This is a genomic window from Rhodococcus sp. USK10, assembly GCF_019378875.1.
Classification (GTDB): domain Bacteria; phylum Actinomycetota; class Actinomycetes; order Mycobacteriales; family Mycobacteriaceae; genus Rhodococcus_F; species Rhodococcus_F pseudokoreensis.
Map to the genome: position 1 here is coordinate 150345 of NZ_CP076048.1, position 15292 is coordinate 165636.

The 15292-nt window shown below is 69.2% G+C and carries 11 protein-coding genes (1 of these 11 running past the window's edge); 4 read left to right on the forward strand and 7 right to left on the reverse strand.

Going from position 1 to position 15292, the window contains the following annotated elements; genetic code table 11:
* The 5 genes from I1A62_RS07470 to I1A62_RS07490 all read right to left on the reverse strand — a co-directional run.
* Positions 1-4953 carry the 5' portion of a non-ribosomal peptide synthase/polyketide synthase gene (locus I1A62_RS07470; protein ID WP_219458383.1) on the reverse strand. The gene continues 26094 nt to the left of window position 1, outside the view, so only the first 4953 of its 31047 coding nucleotides appear in the window; its start codon is at positions 4951-4953; its stop codon lies off the left edge, out of view.
* Positions 4954-5223: 270 nt separating this feature from the next.
* A complete protein-coding gene (locus I1A62_RS07475) occupies positions 5224-6006 on the reverse strand; it encodes a polyprenol monophosphomannose synthase (protein ID WP_219458384.1) in 783 nt (260 codons plus the stop codon).
* Entirely contained in the window at positions 5933-7636 is a 1704-nt protein-coding gene (gene lnt, locus I1A62_RS07480) for an apolipoprotein N-acyltransferase (RefSeq protein ID WP_219458385.1), read from the reverse strand. Before lnt ends, I1A62_RS07475 begins: the two co-directional genes overlap by 74 nt.
* Positions 7626-9230: an amidohydrolase gene (locus I1A62_RS07485; RefSeq protein ID WP_219458386.1), complete on the reverse strand. Its 1605-nt coding sequence runs from the start codon at positions 9228-9230 to the stop codon at positions 7626-7628. The genes lnt and I1A62_RS07485 overlap by 11 nt, the downstream gene beginning before the upstream one ends.
* 12 nt (positions 9231-9242) lie before the next feature.
* Entirely contained in the window at positions 9243-9749 is a 507-nt protein-coding gene (locus tag I1A62_RS07490) for an FxsA family protein (protein WP_124393468.1), read from the reverse strand.
* A gap of 203 nt (positions 9750-9952) precedes the next feature.
* Here I1A62_RS07490 and I1A62_RS07495 point away from each other — a divergent pair, with 203 nt between their 5' ends.
* A complete protein-coding gene (locus I1A62_RS07495; protein ID WP_124393469.1) occupies positions 9953-10570 on the forward strand; it encodes a hypothetical protein in 618 nt (205 codons plus the stop codon).
* A 27-nt stretch (positions 10571-10597) separates the two neighbouring features.
* Here the strand turns inward: I1A62_RS07495 and I1A62_RS07500 are convergent, their stop codons facing one another.
* On the reverse strand, positions 10598-11257 hold the full coding sequence (locus I1A62_RS07500) for a response regulator transcription factor (protein ID WP_124393470.1): 660 nt from the start codon (positions 11255-11257) through the stop codon (positions 10598-10600).
* A 165-nt stretch (positions 11258-11422) separates the two neighbouring features.
* Between I1A62_RS07500 and I1A62_RS07505 the strand changes: the two genes are divergently transcribed.
* From I1A62_RS07505 to I1A62_RS07515, 3 genes are all read left to right on the forward strand, one after another.
* Entirely contained in the window at positions 11423-11851 is a 429-nt protein-coding gene (locus I1A62_RS07505) for a CBS domain-containing protein (protein WP_124393471.1), read from the forward strand.
* Positions 11852-11862: 11 nt separating this feature from the next.
* On the forward strand, positions 11863-12147 hold the full coding sequence (locus I1A62_RS07510) for a YciI family protein (RefSeq protein ID WP_072946196.1): 285 nt from the start codon (positions 11863-11865) through the stop codon (positions 12145-12147).
* Positions 12148-12357: 210 nt separating this feature from the next.
* Positions 12358-13917, forward strand: coding sequence for a hypothetical protein (locus I1A62_RS07515; RefSeq protein ID WP_219458387.1), 1560 nt, complete (start codon positions 12358-12360; stop codon positions 13915-13917).
* Here I1A62_RS07515 and I1A62_RS07520 read toward each other — a convergent pair.
* Positions 13889-15250 carry an FAD linked oxidase gene (locus tag I1A62_RS07520; RefSeq protein ID WP_257890715.1) on the reverse strand — a complete coding sequence of 454 codons (1362 nt, stop codon included), beginning with the start codon at positions 15248-15250 and terminating at the stop codon, positions 13889-13891. The two genes, I1A62_RS07515 and I1A62_RS07520, sit on opposite strands and share 29 nt — an antisense overlap.
* Between the last annotated feature and the right edge of the window lie 42 nt (positions 15251-15292).

Consider the following 15292-nt stretch of genomic DNA (forward strand, 5'->3'; position numbering starts at 1 on the left):
CGAACCCGCGGGAAGTGCGCTGCGGTCGGCCGAGGTCGTGAGGACGCAGACGGGCTGTGCGGAGTCGAGCACATACCCGATCCGGTCCGTCGGGTGGTCGGGATCGACCGGCACGTAGGCACCGCCGGCCTTGACGATCGCGTACATGCCGACCACCAGATCCGGTGAGCGCCGCATTGCCAGCCCGACACGGGTTTCGGGTCCCACCCCGCGGTCGATCAGATAGCGCGCCAGACTGTTCGCGCGGCAATCGAGTTGGGAATACGACAGCGTGACGTCGCCGAACACCACCGCCACCGCATCCGGGGTGCGAGCCACCTGCGCGTCGAACAGTTCGGGCAGACACATCGCAGGCACGTGGTGCCCGGTGTCGTTCCACGTGCCGAGAAGACGGTCGCGTTCGGCGGCGTGGAGCAGGGGCAGATCACCGACCGCCGTCGCGGAGGATGTCGCGACCGAGCGCAACAGGTTCACGAATCGCTCCGCCATCGACGCGACGGTCGACTCGTCGAACAGATCGGTGGCGTAATCGAAACCGGCCGCGAGACCATCCGGCGTGCCCGCTTCGACGAACCGTTCGGTGACGGTCAACTGGAGGTCGAATTTCGCAACGTGGACGTCGATTTCTGTCGCCGCGACCTCGAGGCCGGGCAGTTCTACGGCGGTCGGCGCGGTGTTCTGAAACGAGAGCATGACCTGGAAGAGCGGATGGTGCGCGGACGACCGGGTGGGGCTGAGCACCTCCACGAGGCGCTCGAAGGGGACGTCGCCGTGCTGGAATGCGGCGAGGTCGGCGTCGCGGACGCGGTCGAGAACCTCCTCGAACGTGTCGCCCGGCTCGGCGGTCGCGCGAAGCACCAGGGTGTTGACGAACATGCCGACGAGGTGGTCGAGCGCTTCCTCGCCGCGTCCGGCGACCGGGGTCCCGATGACGATGTCCGGTCCGGCGCCGAGGCGGTGGAACAGCACCACGAGGGCTGCGTGGGTGACCATGAACAGCGTGGTGCCGGTGCTCTGCGCCAGATCCGCAAGACCCCGGTGGACGTCCGCGGGGATCGTGAACTCGACGCGGCCACCTCGGTGCGACATCTCGGCGGGCCGGGTCCGGTCGGTGGGCAGTTCGATCACCTGGGGCGCTCCGGCGAGCACCGACCGCCAATGGTCGATCTGCCTGGCGGACAGGCTGTTCGGGTCGTCCTCCGACCCGAGGAGTTCACGCTGCCAGAGGCTGTAGTCGGCGTACTGCACCGGGAGGGGCGCCCAGGCGGGCGCGTGACCGGCCGCACGTGCCGCGTACGCGAGCATCACGTCGGAAGCCAGCGGCGTCATGGACCAGCCGTCGGCGGCGATGTGATGAACCACGAGGACGAGAACGTGCCGGTCGGGCGCCTCCCGGAACAGCCCGGCGCGTAGCGGCGTGTCGGTGGTGAGGTCGAATCCGGCACCGCCGAGGGCCGTCACCGCAGCGGTGAGCGACTCCGGGTCGACGTCGATCGGATCCGTCTCGGCCAGCACGCTCAGAACGGGCGCGACCAACTGGTGGGGACCGTCCGCGGTGTCGGGGAAGACGGTGCGCAGCGCCTCGTGCCGTTCCTGGACATCGCCGAGTGCCGATCGCAGGGCGTCCCGGTCGAGTGCGCCGGTGAGACGCAGCGCGATCGGCAGGTTGTACGCGGGCGACGCCGTGTCGAACTGGTTGAGGAACCACATGCGTTGCTGCGCAACGGAGAGGGGCACGTGGTCGGGTCGTTCCCGCGGCTCCAGCACCGGACGCGAGTCGGCCCGCGGGCCGGTGTTCGCCGCCGCGACCGCCAGTTGCGACACCGACGGCGACTGGAAGAGGTCCCGGACCCCGATCCGCACGCCGAGGGCGGCATTCACCCGGGACACGACCTGGGTGGCCATCAACGAGTTGCCGCCGAGGTCGAAGAAGCTGGTGTCGACGCTCAGTTCGGGCAGGCCGAGGACGTCGCGGAAGATTCCGGCGAGGATCTCCTCAGTGACCGTGCTCGGGCGCACGACATCGCCCGAATGTGCGGCGAATACCGGTGCGGGCAAGGCATTGCGATCGAGTTTGCCGGCCGGGGTCAGCGGCAGCGAATCCAGCACCATGATCGACGACGGCACCATGTACCCAGGAAGGCGCTCCCCGACGAAGTCCGCCAACACCCGGGTTTCGACGTCGGTTGCCGGCGCCGGCAGCACGTAAGAGACCAGTCGACTGCTCCCGCTCCCGTCGTCATAGCCGACCGTGTGGGCGAACTCCACCATCGGATGCGCAGCCAACGCGGCGTCGATCTCACCCAATTCGATCCGGAACCCGCGGATCTTGACCTGAAAATCACTGCGGCCCAAGAACTCCAGGACCGGAGGCCCGTCCGGGGCGGTCACCCAGCGGACGACGTCACCCGTGCGGTACATCCGCGCGCCGGTGCCGAACGGGCTCGCCACGAAACGCTCCGCCGTCAATCCGGCCCGATGCACATAGCCGCGAGCCAGACTCGGGCCGAGGACGTAGAGATCACCGCGCACCCCGGCCGGGACCGGACGCAACCGATGGTCGAGGACGGCGAGATCGACACCCACGGTCGGTGACCCGATAGTCACCAACTGCCCGGGCGCCATCGGTCCGGTAGCGGACGACATGATCGTGGTCTCACTCGGACCGTACGCATTGACCATGATCCGGCCCGGCGCCCACCGCGCCACCAACTCCGGCGGGCACACATCCCCCGCCACCACCACCGTTTTCAGATGGTGCAGACCGCGGTGATCGAGCGACGCCAACGCCGCCGGCGTGCAGAACGCGTGTGTCACCCACTGCTCGGCAAGGAACTCCGCCAACTCGGTGCCACCGTAGATCGTGGTCGGCGCTACCACCAGGGTCGCCCCCGCACACACCGCCATCACCAACTCGAACACCGAGGCATCGAAACTCGGCGACGCGAAATGCAGCACCCGCGAATCCGCCGACACCACCAGACGGTCCCGCTCGTCCGCCGCCAGATTCACCACACCCCGGTGCGTGACCGCCACACCCTTCGGCCGGCCCGTCGACCCCGACGTGTAGATCACATACGCCGGATGATCGACCGACAACGCCCGCGTCCGATCGGCATCGGTCACCGCATCCGCCGGATAGGCGGCTACGGCCGACACGAATTCGTCGTCGTCGAGAACCAACCACAATGTCGAATCCGGCAGGTTCTCCCGCAACGCCGCCGTCGTGATACCGATCGGCGCACCACAATCCTCCAGCATGAACGCGATGCGGTCAGCCGGATAGCTCGGATCGACCGGAACGAACGCCGCTCCTGTCTTCGCCACCGCCCACACACTCGACACCGACTCCCGCGACCGCGGCAACGCCAACGCCACCACAACCTCCGGGCCGACCTGGAGGTCGATCAGGAGACGCGCCAGCCGGTTCGACGCCTCGTCCAGGGCGCGGTAACTCAGGGCGTCGTCGGATGTTCCGGACCCGGGCGCTACGAGGGCGTCACCGTCCGGGTTGCTGCGCACGGCGCCGACGAGCAGGTCCGGCAGCGTGACCGGTGCGAATCCGGCGCGTCCGGCGGCCGGCACCAGGCTGCGGCGCTCGTCCTCGTCGAGGATCTGGAGGTCGCCGATCGGGCGTGGCGTGCCGGTGTCGGAGGTGAGGAAGGCGCCGAGGAATCGGGTGAAGCGGGCGTGGTGGGCGTCGAGGACATCTTCGGAGTACAGGTCGGGGTTGGCCTCGAGGTCGAGGTTGAGGCTGGTGCCCGCGACGCCGTGATAGATGTTGACCGCGAGGTCCGTGACCGGACCGGTGGACAGCAGTTCGAGCCGGCCGACGATGCTGCCGAGGGTGATCTCGTCGTGGAACAGCATGACGTTGATCAGGGGTCCGTAGAAGCCCTGATGCTCGGCGGCCGCGTCGCGCCGGATGTCGACGTGCGGGTAGCGCTGGTGCCGGAGTGCCGCGGTGACTTCCAGCCGGACCGCTGCCACCAGATCGGTGTTCGTCATGTCGGGGCGCACATGCAGGCGAAGCGGGACGACGTTGGACACCATGCCGCCGGAGCGGCGGAGCAGCGCGGTGGTGCGCGCAGTGACGGGCAGACTGACGGCGACCTCCTCGCGTCCGGTCATCCGGGCGAGGTAGGCGGCGAAAGCGGCGATGACTTCGAACGCGGCCGACGAGTCGTGGCGGTCCGTCGCGGCGTCGAGGTGGCCGACGAGGGGGCCGGGGATCTGGCCGCCCGTCGTGCGGCTGCGTGCCCGCGCGGGGGACGTCCGGTCGACGAGGCTGTGCGGTTCTCCGATCGTCGATACCCGCTCGGACCAGTACTCCCGGTCTGCGGCGTAGCGCGACGACGTCCGGTAGTCGTCGTCGACGCGGGCGACGTCGGTGAGTGCGGCAGCCTGGGACGGCGCCACGGCGCGCCCCTCGACGGCTGCCGTGTACAGCTGTGTGGTCCGGTCGATGAGCGTCATCGATCCCATGCCGTCGAGCGCGACGTGGTGGACACGGCTGTACCAGTAATGCCGATCCGGCGCGGTGCACAGGACCGCCGAGGTGACGAGCCGATCGCGGTACACGTCGAGCGGAGTGGTGTACTCCTGCCGCATCCACTCCTTGGCCGCCGCCCTCGGATCGGGCTCGTGCCGCAGGTCGACGAATCTGACCGACGCGTCCAGGGTCGGATCGACCAGCTGATAGGGAACTCCGTCGACCTCGACGAGGCGGAGGAAGGCGGAGCCCAGTTCGCGGCCTGCGGCGATCAGCGACTCCGACAGCAGCGTGACGTCGAGGGCACCCACCAGTTCGACGCACTGCGCGATGTTGACGGGCACGTCGGGATCGAGCTGCTGGGCGAACCACATCCCCCGCTGAGCGGTGGAGAGTGGGAATGCACCGTCCGGAATACGATCCACGGCGGACACGTCACCACCCGGCACAGCTTCGACCACCTTGTACGTCCTCTTCCCACTCCGGCGGTGGGAGGAACCCACCGGCCACCCAAGAAACTCATAGTGACCTGCGAACCTGGGAATTAACCGAACCTTACCCGGGAGTACGCTTCAGGTTCCTATCGGACGTGCGGTTCAAACCGTTTCAGGGCGTCTCAGAATGTGGACGCGCGGCGCTTTACCCCTGGGTATCACGTTTTGGAGCACCTAACCCAGCACTGCCCCACTACTTCCGCCGAAGGAATGGGGCAGCGGTTGGTACTCGGGGCGCTATCTGGCTGCCACGCCCTTGATCCTGGCGATCCGGTTCCGCAGCCCCCACTGGGTGACCTTGAGAAGGGCCTCGCGGACGATCCCGCCACTCATCTTGGATTCGCCGATCTCTCGCTCCGTGAACGTGATCGGAACCTCACGGACCGTGAAGCCCTCCTGAATGGCCCGCCACGCCAGATCCACCTGGAAGCAGTAGCCGTGCGACTCCACCGCGGCGAGGTCGAGCTTCTCGAGCACCTCACGGCGGTATGCGCGGTACCCGCCGGTGATGTCCTTGATTTTCACGCCGAGGGCCAGCCGGGAGTAGATGTTCCCGCCGCGTGACAGCCACTCGCGGTGTTTCGGCCAGTTGACCACCGTGCCGCCCGGCACGTACCGCGACCCGAGGACGAGGTCGGCACCGGCATCGACCTGCTCGAGCAGGCGATGCAACTGTTCCGGGGCGTGGCTTCCGTCGGCGTCCATTTCGACGAGCACGGTGTAGTCGCGGTCCAAGCCCCACCGGAAACCGGCGATGTAGGCGGCGCCGAGACCGTTCTTCTCCGTCCGGTGCATCACGTGGATGCGACCCGCGTCGTCGTTCGACGCGAGGGCATCGGCGACGTCTCCGGTGCCGTCGGGGCTGCCGTCGTCGACGACGAGAACGTGCGTCCGCGGCAGCGCCGCATGCAGGCGCCGCACGATCGGGCCGAGATTCTCCCGCTCGTCATACGTCGGAATGATCACCAGAGTCCGTGCGCTCGGTGCCCCGCTCTGCCCGGAATCGGTCTCCGATGCCATGAGGATCCTCCCTGCCGGCATCTGCCGGCGCCTTCTCGGTACTGCTGTGACTCAGTGTGCGAACGGTGCGTCGTCGTTGCACCACGGCGAACGCGACGGCAGCGACGGCGCCGACACAGAGAAGAATCTCCGGAATCGGGCCGAGCCGACTTGCCAGCGTAGTACCGGTGCTCAGCGGCACCTGCGACACCAGGGCCGCGGGGACGAAGAGCGGAGTTTCCGCCACCGTGGACCCGTCGGGTCCGATGATCGCGCTCACACCGCTGGTGGCGGCCACAACGACGGCGCGCCCGTGCTCCACGGCCCGTACCTTCGACATGGCCAGTTGCTGGTAGGTCATTTCGGTGTCGCCGAACGTGGCGTTGTTGGTGGGGACCGCGAGGAGTTCGGCGCCGCTGCGCACCGACTGCTCGAACGCCCGGTCGAAGGCGACCTCGTAGCAGGTCGCGACACCGACGGCGATCCCGTTCGCGTGGACGACGCCGTCACCGTCGCCGGGAACGAAGTTGCCGGCGCGGTCGGCGTACGAGGAGAAGTGCCGGAAGAATCCGCGGTACGGCAGGTATTCGCCGAACGGCTGGATGATCTTCTTGTCGTGCCGCTCCTGCGGTCCGGCGTCGCCGTCCCACACGATCACCGAGTTGGTGGTGGTGCGGTCGGAGTTCACGAGCACCGCGCCCACCAGGATGGGTGCGCCGATCGCCTCGGACGCGCGGGAGATGTCCGCGGCGGCGTCGGCGTTGCGCAGCGGGTCGATGTCGGATGCGTTCTCGGGCCAGACGACGAGGTCGGGTTGCGGCGCCGCGCCCGACGCCACGTCGTCGGCGAGTTCGAGGGTGCGGTTCACGTGATTGTCGAGGACGCGTTTGCGTTGGTCGTTGAAGTCGAGACCGAGTTTGGGGACGCTGCCCTGGATCGCGGCGACGGTGATCGTCCGGTCGCCCGAGTCCATTCCCGGCAGTGCCGGCCACAGCGCGAGGGAGACGACCGTTGCGGCGAGCGCGGCGACCAGACCGCCTGCGAGCGGCCGCACCCAGTTCGTGGCGCCGCCTGCCCGGGCCCGCACCGTCACGGCGACGGACGCCAGTCCGGCGCCGGTCAACGCGACGGCGAAGCTGAGCAGCGGGGAACCGCCGATGCTCGCGAGCGGCAGGAACCAGCCCTCCGACTGGCCGAACGCCAACCGCCCCCAGGGGAAGCCGCCGAACGGCGCGCTCGCCCGCAGCCATTCCGTGAGCGACCAGCACGCCGCGATCCACAGCGGCGCCCAGCGCAGCCGAGAGACGAGCACGGCGAGTACCCCGAACAGTCCGATGTATAGCGACTCGACCGCGGCGAGCGCGAGCCACGGGAGGGCGCCGACGAACACCCCGATCCACGGGAGCAGCGGCACGAGAAAACCGAGTCCCGCGAGGTAGCCGTAGCCGAAGCCCGCGCGCAGCCGCGGCGCCGCGCCGCCGGCACCGGTGAGGACGAGCGTCAGCAGGGCGATGCCGAGGGGAGCGAGAAACCACAGGGGGCGGGGCGGAAATCCGGCGAAGACGAGGAATCCCGCGGCCACCGACAGGACGGAGCGCACGAGCACGCCCCGCTTTCCGGTGGTCCAGCGTGCCGTCGTGCTACCGCTCATGGACGACGCTCCCCCGGTGAACCGAACGCAGCAGGACCGGCGTGGGCGCGTCGTCCTCGAGACGCGGCAGGGCGGGCACCCGGGACCGGGGATCGGTCGACCACCGCTGCACGGAATCCTTGGGGGCACTGACCACCAGTTCGCCCGCATCCCACACGGCGTACGACGCCGGCGCACCCGGAGCGAGCGTCCCGGCGAGCCCGTCGCGGACCCCGCCGGCACGCCACGCACCGCGGGTGGCGGCCGAGAACGCGGCGCGCGGGGAGATCCCGCTGCCGGGTGTGCGGTGGTGGACGGCCGCGCGCAGCATCGCCCAGGGTTCGACCGGGGTGACGGGTGCGTCGGAGCTCAGTGCGAGCGACACCCCGGCGGAGGCGGCGGCGGCGAACGGGTTGAGGGTGACGGCACGCTCGGTTCCGAGGCGCTGCGCGTACAGGCCGTCGGTTCCACCCCACAGGGCGTCGAATGCGGGCTGGACGCTGGCGATCACACCCCACTGCGCGAGCCGCGCCGCGTCGTCACCGGTCATCATTTCGGCGTGCTCGAGTCGGTGCCCGGCCGCCGCGACCGCGGGACCGCCCAACTCGTCGGCGACGACGGCGAACGCGTCGACCGCGGCCCGGACGGCGGCGTCGCCGATGACGTGGAACCCGGCCTGGATGCCGGCGATCGTGCAGGCGCGCACGTGCGCGGCGATCTCGTCGACTCCGAGGTAGCTCTTGCCGGTGCCGCCGTCCAGGTCCGCATAGGGTTCGCTGAGCCACGCCGTGTGCGAGCCGAGGGATCCGTCGATGAACAGGTCGCCGCCCAGCGCGTGCGCGCCGGTGGCGTCGAGCAACTTCCTGGCCTCGTCGGCGTCGGTGACCGCCTCACCCCAGTAGCCGCGGACCTCGACGCCGTGCGGGGTGGCGAGGAGTTCACGGAAATCGTCGAGTCCGGCGATGTCGGGTCCGCCGCACTCGTGGACCGCGACGATGCCGCGCGAGGCGATGGCGTCGAGGGCGGCGACGCGGGCGGCGGACCGCTGCTCGGCCGTCAGCAGCGAGCGGGCGACGGTGCGGGCGGCGTGATGCGCCTCGAAGGTCAGCGGCCCCTCGGACGAGAACCCGGAGGCCTCGCTCAGATCCGGGACCGACCGGCGCAGGGCCGTCGAGCACACGGCCGAGTGGACGTCGATCCGGGACAGGTACACGGTGCGTCCGGGGGCGGCCTCGTCGAGTTGCGCCGTGGTCGGGCCGGTGCCTTCCGGCCACGCCGATTCGTCCCAGCCGTGTCCCCAGATGACCGCGTCGGAATGGGTGCGGGCAAAAGACGCGAGCCGGTCGAGGCACTCACGGAGCGAACCGACCCCCACCAGGTCGAGTCCGACGATGTTCAGGCCGAGCGCGGTGACGTGCACGTGGGTGTCGACGAACGCCGGGGTGACGAACGCGCCGCCGAGGTCGACCACCTCGGCGCCGGGGTGCAGCGCGCGGGCCGCGCGGTCGTCGCCGACCCACGACACGACACCGTCGGTCACTGCCATCGACGTGGCGTCTGGAGCAAAGGAACTGTAGATTCGGCCGCCGACCAGCAGTTGTGTAGTCACAGGCAACCAGTCTGCCTGTTAGGGCAGAACGCGGGGATCACGGGTCGGGGTTCGGGGGTCCTCGTCGATCACTTCGCCCTCGAAGACCTCGTCGACCACCTCTCCCTCGATCACCTCGCCGCGACCGCGCCGGGGTGATCGCGCGAAGGCCTCGGCCCCGGCCGCGACGGTCGCGGCGCGGCGGCCCGCCAGCAGGACCACGACGGGCCGGAGGGCCCACCGGGTGGGGGGAATGAGGAAGAGCAGTCCGAGTACCGAGGTGACCAGGCCGGGAACGAACATCAGGGCGGAGCCCAGCGCGACGAGTGCACCGTCCGCGACCGCCGCCCCCGGGGATCCGTCGCCGCCCGCCGCCCGGCGCAGGCCGTCCATCACACGACGCCACTGCGACCGCATCAGCAGCAGCCCGATCAGCGTTCCCCCGAGCAGGAGGAGCACCGTCCACAGCACGCCGATCGCGTGACCGACGAGGACGAGCGCGGCGATCTCCACCACTACGTACAACAGGAACAGTGCGGCGTACATGACGCCCCCTTTCGGACGGCCGGTTCATCGAGGGTCTGGGGTCAACCGTCTGCTCGTTCAACGTTCGACGGCGCCGATTTTCTCCCGGCTGCAGATATCGAAGCGGGCACGATGCTAACCCTCAAGTTGACATTGAGACTCTGGACATGATGCAGTTCACTGCGATGGGGGTCTTCCGATCCCGCGCACAACGAGGAGCCGAAATGACTCGTTCCACCGTCTTCCGCCGAGCCGCAATCGTTCTCGCGTCCGCAGCCGCCTTCGGCATGCTGTCTTCGGGACCGGCGTCGGCAGCACCGGTCGCCGACTTCGCGAAGGGCGCCGCCGAACTGCAGGCACTGGCCACCGAGGTCTCCCCCGCCGCGACCGCCGCCGTCGACGCGCTTCTCGGCGCCAGTGTGTTCATCCCGAAGGACGTGCTCGAAGTCGGACTCACCACGCCGCAGGACTTCATGTACCCGTCCCCCACCCTCGGGTGCGGCGTCGCCGACAAACCCGCGACCGTCACGCTGGCCAGCGCCCAGGGCGGACCGAACCTGTTCCCCCAGATCAGCGCGAACCAACTCCGCTTCCAGGCGATCCCCGCCTACGTCGCGATCCCGCAGTCGTCCGAACTCAGCGTCGCGTGGATCAACCTGACCACGTTCCAAGGCGGCATCGTGAAACTCGACGACAAACTGCCGATCTTGGGCACCCCGCTGCTGTCGAAGATCGTCGACACCGGCAAGGGCACGGTTCTCGCGACGATGTTCGGCACGGTCGGCTACGCCGACGATGTCACGTGCACGGTGGTCCCGACCGTCGGCACCTTCACCGTCTGACGGCAATACGCTTCCCCACCCGCCGGCCTACGAGCCGGGTCGCACCAGGCCCGTCTCGTAGGCCAGCACCACTGCCTGCACCCGGTCGCGGACGTTCAACTTGGTGAGGATCCGGCCCACGTGCGATTTGATGGTCGATTCCGACAGGAACAGCTGAGCGGCGATCTCCGTGTTCGACAGCCCGGTGGCGACCAACTGCAGCACCTCCCGCTCACGTTCGGTCAGCACGTCGAGGACCTCCGGGTCGCGCAGCGGCGCCGGACCGTCGTCGAGGAACCTCGCCAGCAGCCGCCGGGTCACCTTCGGCGACACCACGGCATCCCCCGCGGCCACGCTGCGAATGGCCGACACCAGGTCTTCCGACGGGGTGTCCTTGAGCAGGAACCCGCTGGCCCCCGCCCGCAACGCACCCATGGCGTGCTCGTCGAGGTCGAACGTGGTCATCACCAGCACACGGCTGGCGACACCCGACTCCAGGATCTGGGCGGTGGCGCTCACCCCGTCCACCACCGGCATCCGGACGTCCATCAACACCACGTCCGGTTCGAGTTTGCGCACCGCGGCGACCGCGGCCGCGCCGTCGCTCGCCTCACCGACGACGGTGATGTCGTCCTGGGCGTCGAGCACCATGTTGAGGCCCATCCGCATCAGTTCCTGGTCGTCGACGAGTAGCACGGTGATCGGCACAGCGCCAACCTAACACCGCGCTCCGGGTGCGCGCGCAGCCCGCGGGACGGGGCGGTCACGAGTGGATAACCAAACCAAGACCTCCATTAGCCCTGGCATACGCTCGAAGTCTGCCTATGATCGAGTCGGCGGACAGTGGGAGAGCCCAGGGATCGGGGTGTCCAGATGCGAATCGCGGATGTGTTGCGGAACAAGGGTCCCGCCGTGGTGACGGTGGATCCGGAAATGTCGGTCAGCACCCTGATCGGCGAACTCGCCCGGCACAACGTCGGGGCGCTGGTGGTCACGGAGAACGACGCCGTCGTCGGGATCGTCACCGAACGCGACATCGTGCGCCGCATCCACGAACGCGGCCCCGACATCCTGAATGCGCGGGTCTTGGACATCATGACCACGTCGGTGTTCGCCTGCCTACCGACCGACACCGTGGACAGTCTCGCCGAGACCATGACCGAACGCCGGATCCGGCACCTGCCGGTGATCGTCGACGGCCAGTTGGTCGGCATCGTCAGCATCGGCGACGTTGTGAAGAGCCGGATCGGCGAATTGCAGACCGAACGCGACCAGCTCGAGTCCTACATCGACCACGGCTGAGCGAGGACCCCATGCCCCTGTTCGTCGTGGAGTACACGTACAGCCCCGAGACGTCGGCCCTTCGCGACGATCACCGAACACAGCACCGTGCGTGGCTCTCCGAACTTCTCCGTCGCAAGATCATGCGCTCGAGCGGGCCTCTCGCGAGCGGCCACGGCGCGCTGTTCATAGTCGACGCCGAGGACGAGGACGCGGTCGCGCGCGTGTTCGCGCACGATCCGTTCGCCGAGGAGAATCTGGTGGCGAACGTGCAGATTCGCGAATGGTCGCCCGCGATGGGCGAATTCAGCGAATAACACGCCAGGAACCATCGGCGGCGGACGGTCCCGCGGCCTGGGGACTCAACCCGCGGAACCTGGACCGGGTGTGCCACCGGTTGCGCCTCCGACCCTGCGCCGTCGATTGCCCGTCAAACCGCGCCGCTAAACACTCGCCGCACGCTCGACCTCGTCACGTTCGGGTTCGGTGGCTGCGCGGCGCTCTCTCCTGCCCTCTACGATGTCGCGGTGTCTACAGGATTGCTGAACCCGCCGCTCGACCGGTCCACCCCGTCGCCGGTCGCGAACCCGTACCGGGCGCCGGCGATCCTCGCCGCATCCGGCGCTGTGGTGGCGGCCGTGCTGTTCTGGGTCGTGTCCGGCAGCCTCACCGACGACGCCTACATCAGCCTGTCGGCTGCCCGGAACCTGGCCGTCCACGGCGAGTGGGCGATCGTGCACGGCCTGACCGCGAACACGTCGACGTCCCCGCTGAACGTGCTGGTGCTCGGCGCGCTGACGTTCCTGACCCGGTTGTGGGGCCCGGGCGATCCGCTGCTCGCACTCGGAATGCTCAACGTCGCGGTCACCGCACTGCTGGGGTGGGTGCTGGCCCGGATCGGCCGGCGACTCGGACTCGGACCGTTCTGGGCTGTGCTCGCCGGTGCGCTGGTGGTGTTCAACCCGTTCGTGTTGTCCGCGGTCGGGCTCGAGGTGCTCCTGATCCCTGCCGCGGTCGCGGTGATGGTGTGGTTCGCGCTCGACGGGCGGGCCGCGTGGTTCGGTGCGGCCGCGGGTACGGCGGCGCTGGTGCGACTGGACCTGCTCGTGTTCGTTCTCGTCATCGCGGCGCTGTCGCAAGCGATTCGCGGCCAGGTGCGACGGGCTCTCGCCGGCTTCGCCGCGATCGCCGCGCCGTGGTACGTGTTCAGCTGGCTCGTCCTCGGTTCGGCCCTGCCCGACACCTTCCTGATCAAGCAGGGGCAGGCCTCCGACGTGGGCGGGTTCAACTACCTCACCGGCCCGATCATGTACTTCGAGTCCAACCCGTGGCGGACCGTCGCCGCATTCGGGCCCGCAGCGCTCGGACTCCTCCTGCTTCTGCTCGCGCTCTTCTCGTACGCCCGCTACCGGAAGCGACCGCTGCCGGTGCCGGGGGCGGTCCTCGCGCTCGGGCTGTCCGGCGCCCTCTACTACGTCGCCTACGTCGTCCTCGACACCGTGCCGTACCACTGGTACTACGTGGCGCCCGCGACGACGCTGGCGATGTTCGCCGTCCTCGCCGCCGGCATCCACTGGACCGCCGCTCGCGACACCGCGGACCGCGCCGCCGTCGGTGCGTTGGCCGGTCTGCTCACCGCGCTGGGCGCCGGCGCAGTGTATTTCGACGTCGAGGGCGGCCTCCCGTGGGAGGCGCCACCCATTTTCGGCAATTGGGCGAGTGCGCAGGACTACGAGCGGGTCGGCCGTGCGGTCGGGACGCTCGTCGGGGACGCACCGGTCCGGTCTCCCGGTGAGATCGGCACGCTCGCGTACTTCTGTGAATGCGTCATCGTCGACGAGTTCTCCGACCGCGGGTTGGTGGTCGAGGACCGGTTGGTGCCGCGGCTCGCCGAGGCCTCCGAGCCGGCGCGAACGATGCTGCGCGCCAACTACGCCTTCTTCGACTACCGACTGGCGCCGGTGAACCCCGCCTTCGACCTCCGGTACGGAGAGGGCCGAGGTCCCGGCGGTCCGATGTCGTGGGAGGTGTTCTCCGCGGCCCGCGGAGTCGGCCACTTCACCCTGGTGCCGCTCGCCGCCGGCTGAGGTGGTGTGGAACGTCCTCGAAGATCTCATAGCCGGGTGTCAGGACGTGCTCGGGGTCGAAGGTGCGCTTGGCCTCACGGAGACGGTCGAACGCGGGCCCGAAATGCCGGCGCCAGTCTTCGGGTGACATCGGGAACGCGCTGACCGGGTAGAGCGTGCCGCCGTTGCTGCGGACGCGTTCGTACACGGCGCGGTTGGCTTCCACGAGCCGGTCGGCGTTGCCGCGGTCGGCCGTCGTCGGCACCCGGACGAAGTTGAACGCGAAGCACAGTTCCTCCGAGGGTGTGCGCAGCAGCGGGCTTGTGATCGCCGCGGTGAAGATCGGAGAGAGCACGATCTGGCCGAATGCGCCGAGGTCGTGTGCGGCGTCGATCCTGCCCAGCTCGTCGTCGACGACGTCCGCGACCCGGGAGTCACCGATGAAGGTCGTGATCCAGGGGTGCGGGTGGAACCACTGGCCGTTGGCGCGCAACGCCGATTCCAGCCCGGCCAACCGGTTCAGGTAGTCGGCAAACGGAATGGTGCTCGGCGTCCGCCCGGCCGCATCGTCGGACAGGCCGGCCAGCAGGACGTCGTCGTCCGGTGGGCTCCCGGTGAAGAATTTCGCGACGTCCACCTGGAACATCAGACCACCGGTCGGCGCTGCCGGAATCGCGCCTTGCACCGCATCGAAGCGGCCGTCGCGTACCAGGAGACGCTCGTCCCGCAGCATCGTCGCGAGGTCCGGGTAGGACAGCACGACCCTGCGGACCTGCCGGGGCGCCGCGACGAGCGCGAGCGTCGCCTCGGTGATCACGGCCACCTGGCCGAGACCCGCCCGCACCATGGCGAACAGGTCCGGATGGTGCTCCGCCGAACAGGTGATCGTCCGCCCCGCACCGGTCACCACGACCATCGAGACGACGTTGTCGCTCTGGACGCCGTATCGCCAGGTCGTGCCGCCGACACCCCCGACCGCGAGTGTCCCGTTGACCGACAGCCCGAGGTAGTCGGCGAGCACGGGCGGGGTCTTTCCCTGCGGGGCGGACGATCGTCCCCACACCGAATGCCGCTGCCCCTGCGGGGCGAACGTACGGCCCCGCTCCGCGGCCCAGCGGATCGTCGCGGCGACGTCGGCCGTGGAACCCGGCAGCAGTACGACCTCCGGCGGCGTGCGGACCAGATGCCCGAAGTCGTCGGCGACGGCGTCGCGCGCCACCCGGTCGAAGCGCAACTCGCCGTCCAAAGCCGGTGGCGGCAGGTCCCTGTTCCGTGCGACGGACACGCCCTTGGCTGCCGCCGCAACGACGGCAAGAGCGGCAGCGATCAACACGGTTCGCCGAATGGAGCACATCAGGTTCTCCCCGCTGAATTCTACGACCGGACGCGCGGTGTC